The following is a 14,694-nucleotide window of genomic DNA, read 5'->3' as shown; positions in this document are numbered from 1 at the left end:
AGACGGCGAATGGATTCCTTCTCCATCCGTCCGGAACTGCCCCGGCTTCTGCCGGCGCTGCGTGCCTATGGCCGCACGCTGGCGCGCAGCGCCGCCGCGGCGGATGACCTCGTGCAGGAAACGATCCTCCGCGCACTCCGGGCCGAGACGCAATTCGAGCCGGGGACGGAGCTGCGGGCCTGGCTGTTCACCATTCTCCGCAACGTCTGGCTCGGACAGGCACGCAAGGCGGGCCGCGAGCGCCGCGCGTTGGAGGCGCAGCGTCCGGAGGAAAGCCGCCCCGCCAGCCAGGGTGACCGGCTGGAACTGGACGAGTTGGCGCGTGCCATGGCGGAACTCCCCTTGGCCCAGCGCGAGGCGCTCATGCTGGTGGGCGTGCAGGGCATGACAACGGCGCAGGTGGCGGAGGTGGTGGGCGTGGCGGAGGGCACCATCAAGGCGCGCGTCAGCCGTGCCCGCTCTGCCTTGCGGGCCGCGCTGGTCCATCGCGCTGGGCCGGACCTGGACAGGACGAACACGCATTCCTCCTCCTAAATAGGAAGGCTTAAGGGGGGTTTCATCAATGGGATGAAAAGATCGGAAATTTTCTCCTCGCTGCGTCGCAACGATACTCCTTCGATCGGTATTGCCTTGGCATGAGAATGGAGAGGACTAACCCGATGCGCGACCCGAAGGCCCCCACCGTGATGGACCAGATGGGCGCCACCGATCCCGGCACCCCCTTCCATGAATTGATGGTCCAGGCCCTCCCGGCCCTCCGGCAGCAGGCCTTCGCCCTGACGCGCAACCGGGCCGACGCGGATGACCTGGTCCAGGCCGCCGTCACCAACGCCTTGGCGGCGCAGCATTCCTTCACGCCGGGCACCAATTTCAAGGCGTGGATGAGCCGCATCCTGCGGAACCGCTTCCTGTCCGACATGCGCCGCCGTCGCGAGACGGTGGAGGTCGAAGAGGCTCCGGCCGATGCTTTCGCCCGTGCCGCGGGCCAGGAGGACAGCATCGCCCTGCAGGAACTCCGTCACGCCCTTGGGAAGCTGCCGGCCGACCAGCGCCTCGCCCTGATGATGGTGACGGTGCAAGGCATGTCCTACGAGGAAGTGTCGGAGCAGCTGGGCGTCGCGGTCGGCACGCTGAAGTGCCGCGTCTTCCGCGCCCGCAAGCAGCTCCAGGCTTGGCTGCTCGGCGAGGAGCCGGTGGCCCAGCGCCCGGGTGTGGCGCAGCGGCCTTCCGCTGGCCGGACCGCTTCCCCCCGCTCCCCTCAGCGTCGTATGTTGGCCACGGATGAGCGGCGCAGCGGCGCGGTGTAAGGGAGCGTTGGTGAGCGAGACGCCACAGAAGCCAGCAAGGTCGCACTCTGAAATGAGGCCGGATGGCAAGTCGAGCGGGCGGGGACGTCGGTCCTCGCCCGACGCGGCGTTCGATCTGTGGCTCCAACGAGGTCTTCACTCGCTCTTCGACGATGTCGCGAAAGAACCGATTCCGCCTGAGATCCTTGCGTTGATCGAGCGCGACCAAGCCAAGAGCAAATAGAACAGGAGCCGTCCCGGCCCGGACGGAGTACCGCATTGGGCTGGATGATCTTCTCCGGCATCAGGTCAAGGCTGGTCGCGCTTGTGCTGGTCGCCGGAATCCCGGTGGCCATCATCGCCGGGGCCAATGCCTGGCAGAAATACGAGCAGTCGCTCACCGCCATTGCCGAAAGGGCGACGGTCATTGGCGAGGCCGACGCGGTGCGTCACGCCCTGGCCCTCAACGACCTCGAGAACCTCGTTCGCGGGCTGGCCCGCTTCCAGAACTTCGCGAGCCTCAGCCCCGTGGATTGCTCCCGCATCCTCGGCCGGATGCGTGGCTTGTTCGACGGCCGCTACACCGACCTCTGGTTTCTCGATCCGGATGGGCGGCTCCTCTGCAATTCCCATGGCACGCAAGGCAGCGAAACGGCGAATGCCGGCTTTCTGGCGCGCCTGCGGCAGGAACGCAGCTACATCCTTGGCAAGTTCGTGCTCGATCCCGGTTCGGGTCGGGTCGAATTGCCAGCCGCCGCGCCGCTGCTGGAAGGCGACGCGGTGATCGCCGTGGCGGGGGCCTCCATCCGTGCGGACTGGTTCACCGCCGAGAATCGCGAGGATGCGACGCGCCACCACACCTGGTTGCTCGATTCCGCTCACCGTCCCTATCCGCCGCAGGATGAACGCCAGGCTGCGCTGCTGCCCGAGGCGACGCTGATGGCGGCGCTGAGCGAGGCGCCGGGACGATACACGCGGGTGGGCGCGAGCAGCGTGGGCGGCGACTTCGCCTATTCGATCTCGGCTCCCGACCGGGGGATGCGGGTGCTGGTCGGCGTCCCTGCCGCCGAAGCGCGGCGCGAGGCGCGCAATCAGTTGATCACGCGCCTCACGGAGCTGACCTTCTTTCTGCTAACCTGCCTGTTCATCGTCCTGGCCGGAACGGAACTGTCCTGCGCCCGCCCGTTGCGCCGGCTGGCCCATACGGTGCGCGCCTGGAAGCCCGAAACGACCTTCGCCCCGCCCACCACCGCCTGGGACCCGGCCGAGGTGTCGGATGTCGGCTCCGCCCTCGCCTCAGCGTCGCGTGCCATCGCGCGGCGCGAGGCGGATCTGCGCAAGGCCCTCAGCCAGCGCGACCGCCTCCTTTCCGAGATCCACCACCGGGTGAAGAACAACCTGCAGATCGTCGCCTCCCTGCTGAACATGCAGTGCGACCGCATCGGCGATTCGGAGATGCGCGCCGAGTTCGAAACGGCGCGCGACCGGGTGCAGGCCCTGGCCACGCTGCACCGCTACCTGGACACGGAAGGGGCCGGCACCGTTGTGCCAGTGGCGCCGCTGCTCCGCGAACTGGCGAGCCAAGTGGTCGCCGGGTCGGACACCGTCGTCGAGGCGGAGAACGTGATCCTGCCGGCGGAACAGGCCACCTCGCTCGCCCTTCTCGTCACCGAGGCGTTGCTGAACGTGTCCCGCCACGCCTTCCCGGAAGGCGAGTCCGGGCGGGTCACCATCACGCTGCGGCGCAAGGCCGGGCAGGCCGTGCTGGAGGTGCGCGATGACGGACGCGGCTTGCCCGACGGCCGGGAGGAGGGGATGGGGCTTTCGCTGATCCGGGGCTTTGCGGCGCATCTGGGTGGCACGTCGCAGTTGGAGCAATGCGACGGCACCGTCCTGCGCGTGGAGTTCCCGCTCCCCGGCCCCGCGATGGGGGAAGCGGCCTAGCCGCGCGGGCGCGTCACCCCGGCTGCTGCACCCGGGCGTGCAGCAGCGCCGCCTCGTGGATCTCGTCCGGCACGCCGGCGCGTCGCGCCGCCTCCAGCAGGAAGCCCAGCACCGCCTCGCCCTCGTTGCGCGCGCCGCGCTCGATGTCGCGCAGCATGGAGGTGACGTAGGCGCTGCCCGCGTCGCTGAACAGGGCGCCGTATTCGGCCATGAAGGCGTCCGTCACCGGGTGGCCGTGGTGGGCGGCGATGGCGGCGTTGCGCTGCAGAACGCGGTGTAGCAGCCCGGTCCCGCCCGCGCGCACGATGCGCCCCACATCGCCCCGCAGCAGCACCGTGCCGATGGCTGAGGTGCCGAGATGGACGATCTTCTCCCACAGGCGGCGCTCCATGTCCGGCACCTGCTTCGCCACCACGCCCTTCGCCGGGACGAAGGCTTCTTCCAGCGCCGCCGAGACGGGGCAGGGGGCGCCGTCGAGGCGGCCGAAGAACAGCCAGCGCCAGTCGTTGAAGTGGCGCACCGTGCCCTCGGGGGTCAGCGTCGCCTGGATCTTGGCCAGCCCGCCGAGCACGCGCTCCGGCCCGAAGGCCTCCTGCAGGGCGGCGATGTGGGACATGCCGTTCAGCACCGGCACCACGGGCGCGCCGGCTTCCACGGCGGGCCGCACCGCCTCAATGGCGCCGGGCAGGTCGTAGCTCTTGCAGGTCAGCAGAACCGCGTCGAAGCCCGGTCCGGCCTCGGTGACGGCGCGGACGGGGAGGTGGGCGTCGCCATAGGGGCTTTCGATCCGCAAGCCGTCCCGGCGCAGAGCCTCGGCGCGGGCGGGGCGGACCAGGAAGGCGACGTCGCCCCCGGCCTCGTGCAGCCTCCCGCCGTAATACCCACCCAGGGCGCCCGCCCCCAGAACCAGGAGACGCATGTCACCCTCCTTCCCTGTCCAGCAACACGGTTGTTACAACGATCACCCTATATGCGGGGCACGATGCGCCGGCCACTCGCCTTCCTCCTGATCCTGCCGCTCCTCGCGGGCGGCGCCTATCTCTGGGGTGCCCCCGCCCTTGGGGTGCTCGGCCTGGGTGCTGCCGCGGAGGCCGGGCCGCGCCTGCGCCTCGCCGAGGCGGATCGCGGGACGATCACCGCCGTGGTCAGCGCCACGGGCACGGTGAACCCGGTCAACAGCGTCATCGTCGGCTCGCAGCTTTCCGGCCAGATCCGCGAGGTGATGGCCGACTGGAACACCCGCGTCACGGCCGGCCAGGCCCTGGCGCGCCTCGACACCCAGCAGCTGGAGGCCACGCGCGCGGCCGCCCAGGCCGACCTGCTCGCCGCCCGCGCCGCCGTGGTCGTGGCCCGCGCCCAGGCGGAGCGCGCGGCCGCCGATGCAGGACAGGCCCGCGCCGCCGTCGCCGCCGCCAAGGCCGAGGTGCAGCGCTCCGAGGCGCTGCTGCGCGACGCGACCTTCGAGCGCAACCGGACGGAGGAACTGCGCCGCTCCGGCGTCGGCGCCGTGCGCGACGCGACCCGCGCCGGCTTCACCTTCGAGGGCGCGCAGGCCGCGCTGGCCACGCAGCGCGCCCAGGCCGAGCAGGCCGAGGCCAACCAGCTCAGCGCCGAGGCCGCCGCCCGCACCGCCGCCGCCCAGGTCGAGACGGCCGAGGCCCAGGCCGAGCAGCGCGCCGCCGTGCTGCGGCAGGTGGAGGTGAACCTGTCCTTCACGGTCATCCGCTCGCCGATCGACGGCATCGTCGTGTCGCGCTCGGTGGATCTGGGGCAGACCGTCGCAGCCTCGTTGCAAGCGCCGACCCTGTTCACCATCGCCGCCAACCTGGACGAGATGGAGGTCTGGGCCACGGTGGACGAGGCCGATATCGGCCGCATCCGCACCGGGCAGAGCGTCACCTTCACGGTGGCGGCGCACCCGCAGCTGAACCTGCGTGGCACGGTGAAGGACATCCGCCTGACGCCGGCCACGGTGAACAACGTCGTCACCTACACCGTCATCATCGCCGCGCCGAACAACAATGGCCGCATGCTGCCCGGCATGACCGCGACGCTGCGCATCGTGGCCGACGAGCGCCGCGACGTGCTGCGCGTGCCCAACGCCGCGCTGCGCTGGCGCCCGGCGGGCCAGTCCGCCACCGCCGCCAATGCGCCGCCCGAAAGCCCGATGGCCGCCGCGCTGCGCCAAATGGAAGACCTGAGCCCCACCCAGCGGCAGGAGGTGGAGGCAGCCCTGGCCGAGATGCGTGAGCGCATGGCGGCGATGCCGGGCGAAGCCGAGGCGCGGCGCCAGGGGATGCAGGCGGCGCGGCAGCGCCTCCAGTCCCGGCTGAACGCCGTGCTGACGCCCGAGCAGCGCGCCCGCCTCGCCGCCGCGCGTGGGGGTGGCGGCGGACGCGGTGGCGCCACGGGCACGGTCTGGGTGGTGGAGCGCGAGGGCACGGCGCCGCGTGCCGTCCCGGTCCGCATCGGCCTTTCCGATGGCAGCGTCACCGAGATCCTGTCCGGCGAGATCGCCGAGGGCGCGCAGGTCGTGACCGGGACGGAGCGCGCCTCCGGTACTGCCGGACGCGCGCCGCCCTCGCGGAACTTGTTCTGATGGACGCGCTGATCGAGACGCGCGACCTTACCCGCCACTACCCGTCCGGCGAGGGGGTGGTGGCGGCGCTGGAGGGGGTGAACGTCTCCATGCGGCCCGGCGAGTTCGTCGCCGCCATGGGCCCCTCCGGCTCGGGCAAGAGCACCTTCCTGAACCTGATCGGCTGTTTGGACCAGCCGACGCGCGGTTCCTACCGCCTGGCCGGGGAGGAGGTGGGGACGCTATCGCCCGAGCGCCTGGCCGCGCTGCGCGGCGAGAAGATCGGCTTCGTGTTCCAGTCCTTCCACCTGCTGCCGCGCTCCGACGCGCTCAGCAACGTGATGATGCCGATGCTGTATCGCGGCATCCCGCCGAAGATCCGGCGGGAGCGGGCGGAGATGGCGCTGGAGCGCGTCGGCCTCGCCTCGCGCATGCACCACACGCCGAGCCAGCTCTCGGGCGGGCAGCAGCAGCGCGTCGCCATCGCGCGCGCCCTGGTCTGCGGCCCCGAACTGCTGCTGGCCGACGAGCCGACCGGCGCGCTGGACAGCCGCACGGGCCTCGAGATCATGGCGCTGTTCCAGGCGCTCAACCGCTCGGGCGTGTCCATCCTTTGCGTCACCCACGACCCGGACGTGGCGGCCTTCGCCGGGCGCACGCTGCGTTTCCGCGACGGGCGCCTCTTCGAGGACGAGACGCACCCGCCCGTGGACGCGGCGGCGATGATCGGGGTGCCCTTCGCATGAACGTGATCACGCGCGAGGTTGCGCGCCCCGTCGCGACGCCGCTTCCCCCGCTGCCACCCGGCCGCGCCGGGCTTTCCTTCGGCGAGGCGGGGCTGGCCGCGCTGTCGGCGCTTGCCGCCAACAAGCTGCGCGCCGCGCTCACCGCGCTCGGCATCTTCATCGGCGTCGCGGCGGTGATCGTCACCGTGGCGGTGGGGGCCGGGGCGCGGCAGCAGGTGCTGTCGCAGATCCAGTCGCTCGGCGCGAACCTGCTGCTGGTCTGGGGCTCGAACGTGCGGATGGGCGGCGTTTCGCTCGGCGCGGGGCAGCGGCCCAACATGTCGTGGGACGACGCCCAGGCCATCCCGCGCGAGATCCCGGCGGTGGAGGCCGCCGCAGGCACGATCCGCCAGCAATTGCAGATCGTCTACAGCAACCAGAACTGGTCCACCTGGGTCAACGGCACCGACCTGGACTGGTTCGTCGCCCATGAATGGGTGGTCGCGGAGGGCCGCTTCTTTTCGGAGGAGGAAGCCACCTCCGGCCGCAAGGTCGCGCTGATCGGCCAGACCGTGGCGGAGAACCTGTTCGGCGACGAGAACCCGGTGGGGCGCGAGATCCGCATCCGCGCCACGCCCTTCGAGGTGATCGGCGTCCTCGGCCGCAAGGGGCAGAACCCCATGGGCCAGGACCAGGACGACATGGTGGTGATGCCCTACTGGACGGCGCGCCGCTCCGTCATGGGGGCGAGCCGCGCCTTCGCCCGCTCGGTCGGCTCCATCTCCGTGAAGGTGGCGGAAGGCGAGGACATGGCCGAGGTGGAGGAGCAGCTGCGCGCCTTCTTCCGCCAGCGCCACCGCGTGGCCGCCAACGAGCCGGAAACGGTGAACATCCGCAACCTGAGCGAGATCGCCGCGACGCGCGACGCCTCGGCGCGCACCCTGTCCCTGCTGCTGGCCGCGGTCGCCGCCGTGTCGCTGCTGGTGGGTGGGATCGGCGTGATGAACATCATGCTGGTGAGCGTGACGGAGCGCACGCGCGAGATCGGGCTGCGCCTTGCGGTCGGAGCGCGGCGGCAGGACATCCTGCGGCAATTCCTGCTGGAGGCGGTGCTGCTGGCGTTGCTCGGCGGCGCGGCCGGCGTCGCGGTCGGCATCGCGCTGGCGCACACGCTGGGAGCCGCCGGCGGCTGGCCGGTCCTGATCCAATGGGACGCGGTGGCGCTCGCCGTCGCCGTCTCAGGCCTGACCGGGCTGTTCTTCGGCTACTGGCCGGCGCGGCGCGCCGCGAGCCTCGACCCCATCCAGGCGCTGCGACACGAGTGAACGCGCCGCGCGTGAGCAGCGAGGAACTGGAACCGTCTGCTCGTCCTTTCCTGGCCGCAATTAAAGCATCTAACAGAACCGCTTGATTTGGCTGAGGCAGACGAGGGCTGCGGCGAGGGTGGCGAAGGCGAGGTGGATGTCGGCGCGACGCTCGTAGCGCACGACGAGACGACGGAAGCGAGCCATCCACGCGAAGCTGCGCTCTATCACCCAGCGATGACGGCCGAGGCGTCTGCTGTCGTCGACGCCGCGGCGGGCGATGCGCGGTGTGATGCCGCGTTTTCGCAGGGCCTCGCGGACGGGGCGGCCCGTGTAAGCCTTGTCGGCGTGCAGCTTCTTCGGCCGCCTGCGCGGTCTACCGCGCCTGCCGCCACTGACGGGCGGCACGGCATCCAGCGTGGCCGCAGCCATCTTGCTGTCATGGCGGTTGGCGGGGCTGAGCGTCAGGCTGAGCGGCGTACCCTCGGCATCCGTGACCATGTGCCGCTTGGTGCCCGGCCGACCGCGATCCGTGGGGTTCGGGCCGGTCTCCGCGCCCCCCTTTTTGCTGGGACAGAGGTGCTGTCCAGCGCAGCGCGCTCCCAGCGGATGCGGCCCGCCGCCTCGAGCTTGTTCAACAGGAGCTTGTGCAGCCGCGCCCAGACGCCGGCCATCTGCCAGTCGCGAAGTCGCCGCCAGCAGGTCATGCCAGAACCGCAGCCCATCTCGGCGGGCAGGTGCTCCCAGGGCGTGCCCGTTTTCAGCACGAACAGGATGCCCGTCAGCGCCGCACGATCCGGCACGCGCGGACGGCCGCCCTTCGGCTTGGGCCTCTCGGGCGGCAAAAGCGGCGCTACCGCCGCCCACAACTCGTCGGAAACAAGAGGCTTCGCCATGAGAGCCCCAACGCTCAGAACCCAGTTCTGTTAGGCGTTTTTAGCCCCAGGCTTCGGCCAGGGCCCGTCCCACCGCGGCCAGCGCGGCGTCACGCTGCGCCAAGGGCAGGGCGGTTTCGGTGAGGTAGGCCGCGACCAGGATCGGCGCACGCCCTGGCGGCCACAGGATGGCGACGCAATTGTTGGTGCCGTGACCGCCGCCCCCGGTCCGGTCGCCGCATCGCCAGCCCTCCGGCAGTCCGGCGCGGATCTTCGCGCCGCCCGTGCGGCAGGCGACCATCCAGGCTGTGAGGCGCTCGCGCCCCTCGGGCGGCAGGGCGTCGCCCAGCAGCAGGCGCTGCATCGTGCCGAGCATGGCGGTGGGGGTGGTGGTGTCGCGCGGATCGCCGGGCGTCGCCTGGTTCAGCGCCGTCTCGATCCGGTCCAGCCGAAAGGCCGGATCGCCCAGGGAGCGGGTGAAGCCCGTCAGCCCCGCCGGTCCGCCGGCGATGGGCAGCAGCAGGTTCGCGGCCGGGTTGTCGCTCCAGACCATCGTCGCCTCGCACAGCGCGCCGACCGTCATGGTCCCGCCCACCTGGCGTTCGGTGACCGGCGCGTGCGGCACGATGTCGGCAGCAGAGACGGGCACGGCGCGGTCCAGCGATTCGCGGCGCTGCGCCACGGCCGCGAGCACCGCGCCGGTCAGCACCATCTTGAAGGTGCTGGCGAAGGGAAAGCGCTCCTCCGCGCGATGCGCCGCGCGCCGGCCCGTCCCGGTGTCCAGTGCGGCCACGCCCAGCCGGCCACCGCCCAGCGCCTCGGCCTCGCGGAAGGCATCGGTGAGCGTGGGCGCGGCCAGGGCGGGAGAAGCCAGCCCGGCGGCGAGCAGAAAGGAGCGGCGTCCGGTCATGGCGGCGGGGTGTCACGCCGGGCGCGGCGCGTCAACGCGGCCCTTCGCAACCGTCCCGCCCCGCGCCACCATGCAGCGAGGAAAACGCGAAGGGAGAGGCGACCATGGCCCGCAAGATCATCATCACCTGCGCCGTCACGGGGGCGATCCACACCCCGTCCATGTCGCCGCATTTGCCCATCACCCCGGCGGAGATCGCCCAGGCCAGCATCGAGGCCGCGGAAGCCGGCGCCTCCATCATCCACCTGCACGCGCGCGACCCCGAGACGGGCGAGCCCAGCCCCGACCCGGCGCTGTTCATGCAGTTCCTGCCCGTCATCAAGCAGAGCACCGATGCGGTGGTGAACATCACCACAGGCGGCGGGCTGAACATGACGCTGGACGACCGCCTCGCCGCGCCACTCCAGGCGAAGCCGGAGATGGCGAGCCTCAACATGGGCTCGATGAACTTCAACATCTCCGGCAGCGCGGGGCGCGTGAAGGAGTGGAAGCACGACTGGGAGAAGCCCTACCTGGAGCGGACGGTGAACCACATCTTCCGCAACACCTTTCAGGACATCGAGCAGATCGTGGAGCGGCTGGGCAAGGGCCACGGCACGCGCTTCGAGTTCGAGTGCTACGATGTCGGCCACCTCTACAATCTCGCGCACATGCTGGATCGCGGCGTGGTGGAGGGGCCGCTCTTCGTTCAGACCATCTTCGGCATCCTGGGCGGCATCGGCGCCGAGCCGCGCAACCTCATGTTCATGAAGGAAACGGCGGACCGCCTCTTCGGCGACCAGTACGTGTGGTCGGTTCTGGCGGCGGGGCGCCACCAGATGAACTTCACCACCATCGCCGGCATGCTGGGCGGCAATGTGCGCGTCGGGCTGGAGGACAGCCTGTGGATCGGCCCCGGCAAGGCCGCCACTAGCAACGCCGAGCAGGTGCGGAAGATCCGCCGCATCCTGGAGGAGCTGGGCAACGAGATCGCCACCCCGACGGAAGCGCGGCAGATGCTGGCGTTGAAGGGCGGCGACCTAGTTGGGTTCTAGAGGCGCGGTCGCGAGCGGGCGGTCGGTTGTCTTGAAGCTTCGGGCCCTCCCTCGGCTCTTTGCCATCGGCGCGCTGATCGCTTGCTGGGCCGGGCCGGCGCGGGCCACGCCGCCGGAAGATGCGCGGGCGGAGGAGTGCTGGCGGCGCCTGCTGGCCGATCTGGGCCACGCCCGGCCGGACGAGGCGCCGGTGCGCGTGCCCTTTGTCGGGTATACGCTGCGCGTGCCGCCCTCCTTCCTGGGCGGTATCCCGGACCCGAGGCGGGGCGCGGATGGCGCGGTGGTGCTGTTTGCCTGGCCACCCCGGCTGGCACCGCCGACCGAGGAGCAGCGCCGCGTCCTGACGCAGCCCTCCTCACCCTATGTGCGCATCACGGTGTTCGGGCATGAACCCTTCCTGCACGGGCAGGCGCTGCTGGACGCGATGAGCAACCTCGCACGCTTTGAGGACACTCGGGAGCGCGACGAGGCCGGCTTCACCGTGCTCCGCGCAACCTCGGCCATGGGATTGAGCAACAATTGGGCTGAGGTGCGAGTCTCACCAGACGGGCCTGAGCATCTCTTCCACTGCATGATCGCCCGTCCGGAGCCCGACGGGAGGAAAATGCCGCCTAATCCGCTGTGTACGACACAGCGGTGGATCGGCGGCCCGCTGCGGCTGGAGATGACGTTCCAGCGCGTGGCGATTCCCCAGTACCGCGCCATGGCGGCTTCGCTGGAGCGCATCTTTGCTTGCGCGCTGGACCCTGAGGAAACACGGAGCCGGGCATGGCCACCGAGGTAACAGCGGAGGCTAACGAGGCTCGGTGCGCTCCACCCCCGCCAGCCAGCATCCCGGCCTCGCGGTGTGGATGTTGACGAAGTGGACGCGCGGGTCGGCGAGTCGCTCGCGCAGCGGCGCCTCCGCCTCCGCGCCCGGCAGCACGAGGCCGAGGTCGTAGAGGCACATCCCCGCCGCGTCGTAGTGCCGCAGCGACACCAGCGGGTTGGCCAGCACCGTCTCGGGCAACGCGTCCTCTGCCGCTTCCGGCTCGCAATCCCGCGCGTGCAGGAAGACCGGCGAGGGCGTCCAGTATGGCCCGAGCGGGCGCGGCAGGTCCCAGCTCAACAGCAGCATCTCCTCCCCCGGCCGGGCGAGGCGCAGGCAGCGGCGGCAGGGAAAGCCCGGCCCGTCCGCGACGCGGGAGTGGGCGTCCCCGCCACGGTCGTCGCGGCGGGTGGCGCGGAAGCGCCGGGCGGAGTCGGCGTCCATGGGGACGCAGCGAAAGCGTGTCATGCACCCACGGTGCATCCGGCGGGCCCCGCGCCGCCTCCCGCCCGTTGCGGCGGAACGCGGCGCGGGCGCTGTCGTCAGCGCATCGCCGCGACGTCGATCACTTCCGACCCGGTGGGCAGGCCGGCCACGGCGCCCAGCGTCTCCACGCGGCCATCCTCCAGGCCGATCGTGTGCAGCGCGCCGCCGGCGATCAGGAAGCCGCGGTTGTTGCCGGGACCAGTGGACAGGATGTCGAAGGCGGTGCCGGCCGGCAGCGGCATGGACACGCGCCCGCGCGGCGCCTGGACCCCGTCATTGGGCGGGTTCTGCAGGTTCAGCAGCCCGGCCGTGGTGTCGAGCGTCAGCAGCATGGTGGAGGTCGTGCCGGCCATGCTGTTGGTGTAGGCGCCCGCCGTGACGCGCGGCGAGGTTCCCGACCACTCGCCCGGCGCATACTTCAGCGTGCCGTCCACCACGGCCTGGCCGTTCTCCACATTGACGCGGAGGTTCTGGCCGGACAGGCCCATGACGCGCAGCCGGTCGGCCGCCGGGTTGAAGTCCACCACGGCGCGCCCGCCCGCATCCAGCCGCTCGGACAGACGGGAAACCGCGGTGGCGCGGCCGGTCATGGGATCGAGCGTCACGATCTGCCCCGCATCCGTCAGCCCGTAGAGCCGCCCATCCGCCGGGCGCTGGTCGATGCCGAGCAGCCGCCCCTCTGCGCCGGAGACGCGCACCGGCGCGGAGGCGCGGCGGCTTTCCCCATCGATGCGGACCAGCTGGTTGTCGGCGGTCAGCGCCACCATGGTCTGGGCGCTGGCCGTGCCTGCGAGGGCGGTGGAGGCCAGCAGGAGGGCGGTCGCGAGTCTCGTCATGTTTCGGCTCCGTGTTGCGCTTCGCGGCCGGGGCAGGACCCCGTGCCGTGCGCCTTACGGAGCCGGGATGCGCCTGGACGCAGCGCCGGGCGAAAAAATCACGTGCCCCGCGCCGGCATCAGCCGGCCGATGAACAGGATGGGGCCGGTGGGCCGCCCGGTGGGCGAGCCGCCGGGCGGCTCCAGCGTGATCTCGATCAGCATCCCCGCTTCCGGCCGGATGCGGCCGGGCGGGACCGTGACGCGCCCCTCGGTCGGGATCAGGCCCAGCGAGGTGGGCGCCGTCGCCCCCTGCGGCAGGGCCCAGAGTTCCGCGACCCGGTCCGGCGCGATGCCGCGCGGGTTCACGGCCGCGAGGCTGATCGCCCCGCCCCGCGCCTCGACCAGCCAGGCGGGCTGGTCGCTTTCGGTGAGCAGCACGGTCATCAGCGGCGAGGGCTCGGGCCGGATCAGCAGCAGGAGCGCCAGGCCCGCCGCGACCGCGGCCGAGGCGGCGGTGAGCGCCGGCCAGAGCAGGGCGCGGCGGCGCGGCCGTGCGGCATCCAGCGTGGATTCGATGCGGTTCAACAGGCCGGGCGGCGGCCTTTCCGGCGCGGCCAGCGCGGCGAGGGGATGCAGGCGCCGCTCCCACGCCTCCACCGCCTCGCGCAGCGCGGGGTCGGAGGCCAGGCGGGCGCGGAGGGCCGCCGCCTCGCGCGCATCGAGCGTGCCGAGGACGTATTCGCCCGCGAGTGCGTCGCGCTCCTCCGGCGTCATGCCAGGCACTCCCGCAGGGACAGCAGGCCGCGCCGGATCCAGGCCTTGGCGGTGCCGAGCGGCACGTCCAGCCGCGCCGCCACCTGCGGGTGCGACAGCCCGTTCACGAAGGCGAGCAGGATTTCGGTGCGGTTCTTCTCCTCCAGTGTGGCGAGGCATTCGCGCAGCCGCACCCCGTCCTGCGCCGAGGCGAGGGAGTGAAGCTGCGTCGCCTCCTCCGCCGGCTCGGGCAGGCCCTCGGCCGGGATCTCGCGACCTCGGGCGCGGGCGAGGTCGAGCGCGGCGTGGCGCACGATGGCGGCGAGCCACGCTTCGGCCGAGCCGCGCGCCGGGTCGAACTGCCCGGCGGCGCGCGCCACCTTGACGAAGGCGTCGTGCAGCGCATCGGCTGCCGCGTCGCGGTCGCGCAGGATGGCGAGCGCGATGCCGAAGAGGCGCGAGGCCTGCGCCTCGTAGATCTCGCGCAGGGCGGCGCGGTCGCCGCGCGCGACGCGCGGCAGGAGGGAATTCACAAGAAGAAGCTCCGCAGCCGCAGGAGGATGTCGCGCAGGTCGAGACCCGGTTCCGGCGCGGGCGGCGCGCTGCCCGGCGGCTGCTGGCGGCGGAACCGCTCCAGCGCCTGGGCGGTGTTCGCGAGGCGAAGCTCCGCGGGCTCGGCGCCCGGCGTCGCCCCGCTGCCCATGCCGCCCATGCGGATCAGCGCGCGCGCGGCGCCGGCCAGCTCCTCCGCCGCGCGCGGCGCGTCGGCGGAACGCGGCGCGCAGATCAGCGAGCGCCCCTCCAGCCCGCAGGGCAGCTCCATCATCGGGTTGGTGTCGAAGCGAAGCTGCGCCGTGCCGGTGAGGGCGAGGAGCCCGCGCGCCGCGCCGTCCAGCGAAAGGTCGCGCGCCGTCACGGCGGGCACGAGGCGCCCGTTCCGCTCCACCACCTCCAGCGCCAGGCCGGGCTGCGCGCCCGGGCGCTCCACCCAGTCGCGATGCCGCATGGAGCAGGCGACGCGGTCGGTCATCCGGTCGTTGAAGCAATGAAGGCGCCACGAGCCGATCTCCTCGCCCTGGGGCTGCGCCAGCGCAGGGGTGGCGAGCAGGGCCAGCAGGGCCAGTGTGCGGAGCGGCGTCATGCGTGCGAGGATAGCGCAGCGGGAGAGGCGGCG

At 71.9% G+C, this 14,694-nt stretch carries 16 protein-coding genes; 8 read left to right on the top strand and 8 right to left on the bottom strand.

Features of this window, described 5'->3' with window-relative positions; genetic code table 11:
* Positions 1–9: 9 nt before the first annotated feature.
* From OF850_RS16275 to OF850_RS16265, 3 genes are all read left to right on the top strand, one after another.
* A complete protein-coding gene (locus OF850_RS16275; RefSeq protein ID WP_301591364.1) occupies positions 10–534 on the top strand; it encodes a sigma-70 family RNA polymerase sigma factor in 525 nt (174 codons plus the stop codon).
* 161 nt (positions 535–695) lie between these two features.
* Complete coding sequence (locus OF850_RS16270) at positions 696–1,307, top strand: sigma-70 family RNA polymerase sigma factor (protein ID WP_301591415.1); 612 nt, start codon at positions 696–698, stop codon at positions 1,305–1,307.
* A gap of 267 nt (positions 1,308–1,574) precedes the next feature.
* Positions 1,575–3,230, top strand: coding sequence for a histidine kinase dimerization/phosphoacceptor domain -containing protein (locus OF850_RS16265; RefSeq protein ID WP_301591414.1), 1,656 nt, complete (start codon positions 1,575–1,577; stop codon positions 3,228–3,230).
* Positions 3,231–3,243: 13 nt separating this feature from the next.
* Here the strand turns inward: OF850_RS16265 and OF850_RS16260 are convergent, their stop codons facing one another.
* The gene (locus tag OF850_RS16260; RefSeq protein ID WP_301591362.1) at positions 3,244–4,149 is read right to left on the bottom strand and encodes a 2-dehydropantoate 2-reductase; all 906 of its coding nucleotides are present in this window, start codon (positions 4,147–4,149) and stop codon (positions 3,244–3,246) included.
* A gap of 63 nt (positions 4,150–4,212) precedes the next feature.
* On the opposite strand from OF850_RS16260, the gene OF850_RS16255 reads away from it, so the two are divergent.
* Genes OF850_RS16255 through OF850_RS16245 form a run of 3 tightly spaced genes read left to right on the top strand, consistent with a single transcriptional unit; the run spans position 4,213 to position 7,858 of the window.
* Entirely contained in the window at positions 4,213–5,829 is a 1,617-nt protein-coding gene (locus tag OF850_RS16255) for an efflux RND transporter periplasmic adaptor subunit (RefSeq protein WP_301591361.1), read from the top strand.
* The gene (locus tag OF850_RS16250) at positions 5,829–6,554 is read left to right on the top strand and encodes an ABC transporter ATP-binding protein (protein ID WP_301591359.1); all 726 of its coding nucleotides are present in this window, start codon (positions 5,829–5,831) and stop codon (positions 6,552–6,554) included. The genes OF850_RS16255 and OF850_RS16250 overlap by 1 nt, the downstream gene beginning before the upstream one ends.
* Positions 6,551–7,858, top strand: a complete 1,308-nt coding sequence (locus OF850_RS16245; RefSeq protein WP_301591357.1) for an ABC transporter permease — start codon at positions 6,551–6,553, stop codon at positions 7,856–7,858. Before OF850_RS16250 ends, OF850_RS16245 begins: the two co-directional genes overlap by 4 nt.
* 69 nt (positions 7,859–7,927) lie before the next feature.
* Here the strand turns inward: OF850_RS16245 and OF850_RS16240 are convergent.
* Both OF850_RS16240 and bla read right to left on the bottom strand, forming a co-directional pair.
* A protein-coding gene (locus OF850_RS16240; RefSeq protein WP_301591356.1) for an IS5 family transposase occupies positions 7,928–8,733 on the bottom strand; the annotation gives its coding sequence in 2 pieces (ribosomal slippage) (positions 7,928–8,406 and positions 8,406–8,733; 807 coding nt in all).
* 40 nt (positions 8,734–8,773) lie between these two features.
* Positions 8,774–9,622: a class A beta-lactamase gene (gene bla / locus OF850_RS16235; protein WP_301591355.1), complete on the bottom strand. Its 849-nt coding sequence runs from the start codon at positions 9,620–9,622 to the stop codon at positions 8,774–8,776.
* A 104-nt stretch (positions 9,623–9,726) separates the two neighbouring features.
* Here bla and OF850_RS16230 point away from each other — a divergent pair, with 104 nt between their 5' ends.
* Both OF850_RS16230 and OF850_RS16225 read left to right on the top strand, forming a co-directional pair.
* Positions 9,727–10,656 (top strand): BKACE family enzyme, encoded by a 930-nt coding sequence (locus OF850_RS16230; RefSeq protein ID WP_301591354.1) that lies wholly within the window; start codon positions 9,727–9,729, stop codon positions 10,654–10,656.
* A 31-nt stretch (positions 10,657–10,687) separates the two neighbouring features.
* On the top strand, positions 10,688–11,440 hold the full coding sequence (locus tag OF850_RS16225; protein WP_301591353.1) for a hypothetical protein: 753 nt from the start codon (positions 10,688–10,690) through the stop codon (positions 11,438–11,440).
* Positions 11,441–11,449: 9 nt separating this feature from the next.
* On the opposite strand, the gene OF850_RS16220 is transcribed toward OF850_RS16225, so the two are convergent.
* From OF850_RS16220 to OF850_RS16200, 5 genes are all read right to left on the bottom strand, one after another.
* On the bottom strand, positions 11,450–11,932 hold the full coding sequence (locus tag OF850_RS16220; protein WP_301591351.1) for a DUF1203 domain-containing protein: 483 nt from the start codon (positions 11,930–11,932) through the stop codon (positions 11,450–11,452).
* Between the two features lie 74 nt (positions 11,933–12,006).
* The gene (locus tag OF850_RS16215) at positions 12,007–12,786 is read right to left on the bottom strand and encodes a DUF4394 domain-containing protein (RefSeq protein ID WP_301591350.1); all 780 of its coding nucleotides are present in this window, start codon (positions 12,784–12,786) and stop codon (positions 12,007–12,009) included.
* 98 nt (positions 12,787–12,884) lie between these two features.
* Positions 12,885–13,541: an anti-sigma factor gene (locus OF850_RS16210; RefSeq protein WP_301591349.1), complete on the bottom strand. Its 657-nt coding sequence runs from the start codon at positions 13,539–13,541 to the stop codon at positions 12,885–12,887.
* Positions 13,538–14,053: a sigma-70 family RNA polymerase sigma factor gene (locus OF850_RS16205; protein ID WP_301591348.1), complete on the bottom strand. Its 516-nt coding sequence runs from the start codon at positions 14,051–14,053 to the stop codon at positions 13,538–13,540. The genes OF850_RS16210 and OF850_RS16205 overlap by 4 nt, the downstream gene beginning before the upstream one ends.
* A complete protein-coding gene (locus tag OF850_RS16200; RefSeq protein ID WP_301591347.1) occupies positions 14,050–14,661 on the bottom strand; it encodes a hypothetical protein in 612 nt (203 codons plus the stop codon). The genes OF850_RS16205 and OF850_RS16200 overlap by 4 nt, the downstream gene beginning before the upstream one ends.
* Between the last annotated feature and the right edge of the window lie 33 nt (positions 14,662–14,694).

Source organism: Sabulicella glaciei (assembly GCF_026183895.1).
GTDB lineage: Bacteria > Pseudomonadota > Alphaproteobacteria > Acetobacterales > Acetobacteraceae > Roseococcus > Roseococcus glaciei.
This window is presented reverse-complemented; position numbering and strand designations above follow the sequence as displayed.

Excerpts from the sequence above, each read along its gene's own strand:
- OF850_RS16275 (WP_301591364.1), top strand. The coding sequence starts at position 10 with ATGGATTCCTTCTCCATCCGTCCGGAACTGCCCCGGCTTCTGCCGGCG.
- OF850_RS16270 (WP_301591415.1), top strand. The coding sequence starts at position 696 with ATGGGCGCCACCGATCCCGGCACCCCCTTCCATGAATTGATGGTCCAG.
- OF850_RS16265 (WP_301591414.1), top strand. The coding sequence starts at position 1,575 with ATGATCTTCTCCGGCATCAGGTCAAGGCTGGTCGCGCTTGTGCTGGTC.
- OF850_RS16260 (WP_301591362.1), bottom strand. The coding sequence starts at position 4,149 with ATGCGTCTCCTGGTTCTGGGGGCGGGCGCCCTGGGTGGGTATTACGGC.
- OF850_RS16255 (WP_301591361.1), top strand. The coding sequence starts at position 4,213 with ATGCGCCGGCCACTCGCCTTCCTCCTGATCCTGCCGCTCCTCGCGGGC.
- OF850_RS16250 (WP_301591359.1), top strand. The coding sequence starts at position 5,829 with ATGGACGCGCTGATCGAGACGCGCGACCTTACCCGCCACTACCCGTCC.
- OF850_RS16245 (WP_301591357.1), top strand. The coding sequence starts at position 6,551 with ATGAACGTGATCACGCGCGAGGTTGCGCGCCCCGTCGCGACGCCGCTT.
- bla (WP_301591355.1), bottom strand. The coding sequence starts at position 9,622 with ATGACCGGACGCCGCTCCTTTCTGCTCGCCGCCGGGCTGGCTTCTCCC.
- OF850_RS16230 (WP_301591354.1), top strand. The coding sequence starts at position 9,727 with ATGGCCCGCAAGATCATCATCACCTGCGCCGTCACGGGGGCGATCCAC.
- OF850_RS16220 (WP_301591351.1), bottom strand. The coding sequence starts at position 11,932 with ATGACACGCTTTCGCTGCGTCCCCATGGACGCCGACTCCGCCCGGCGC.
- OF850_RS16215 (WP_301591350.1), bottom strand. The coding sequence starts at position 12,786 with ATGACGAGACTCGCGACCGCCCTCCTGCTGGCCTCCACCGCCCTCGCA.
- OF850_RS16210 (WP_301591349.1), bottom strand. The coding sequence starts at position 13,541 with ATGACGCCGGAGGAGCGCGACGCACTCGCGGGCGAATACGTCCTCGGC.
- OF850_RS16200 (WP_301591347.1), bottom strand. The coding sequence starts at position 14,661 with ATGACGCCGCTCCGCACACTGGCCCTGCTGGCCCTGCTCGCCACCCCT.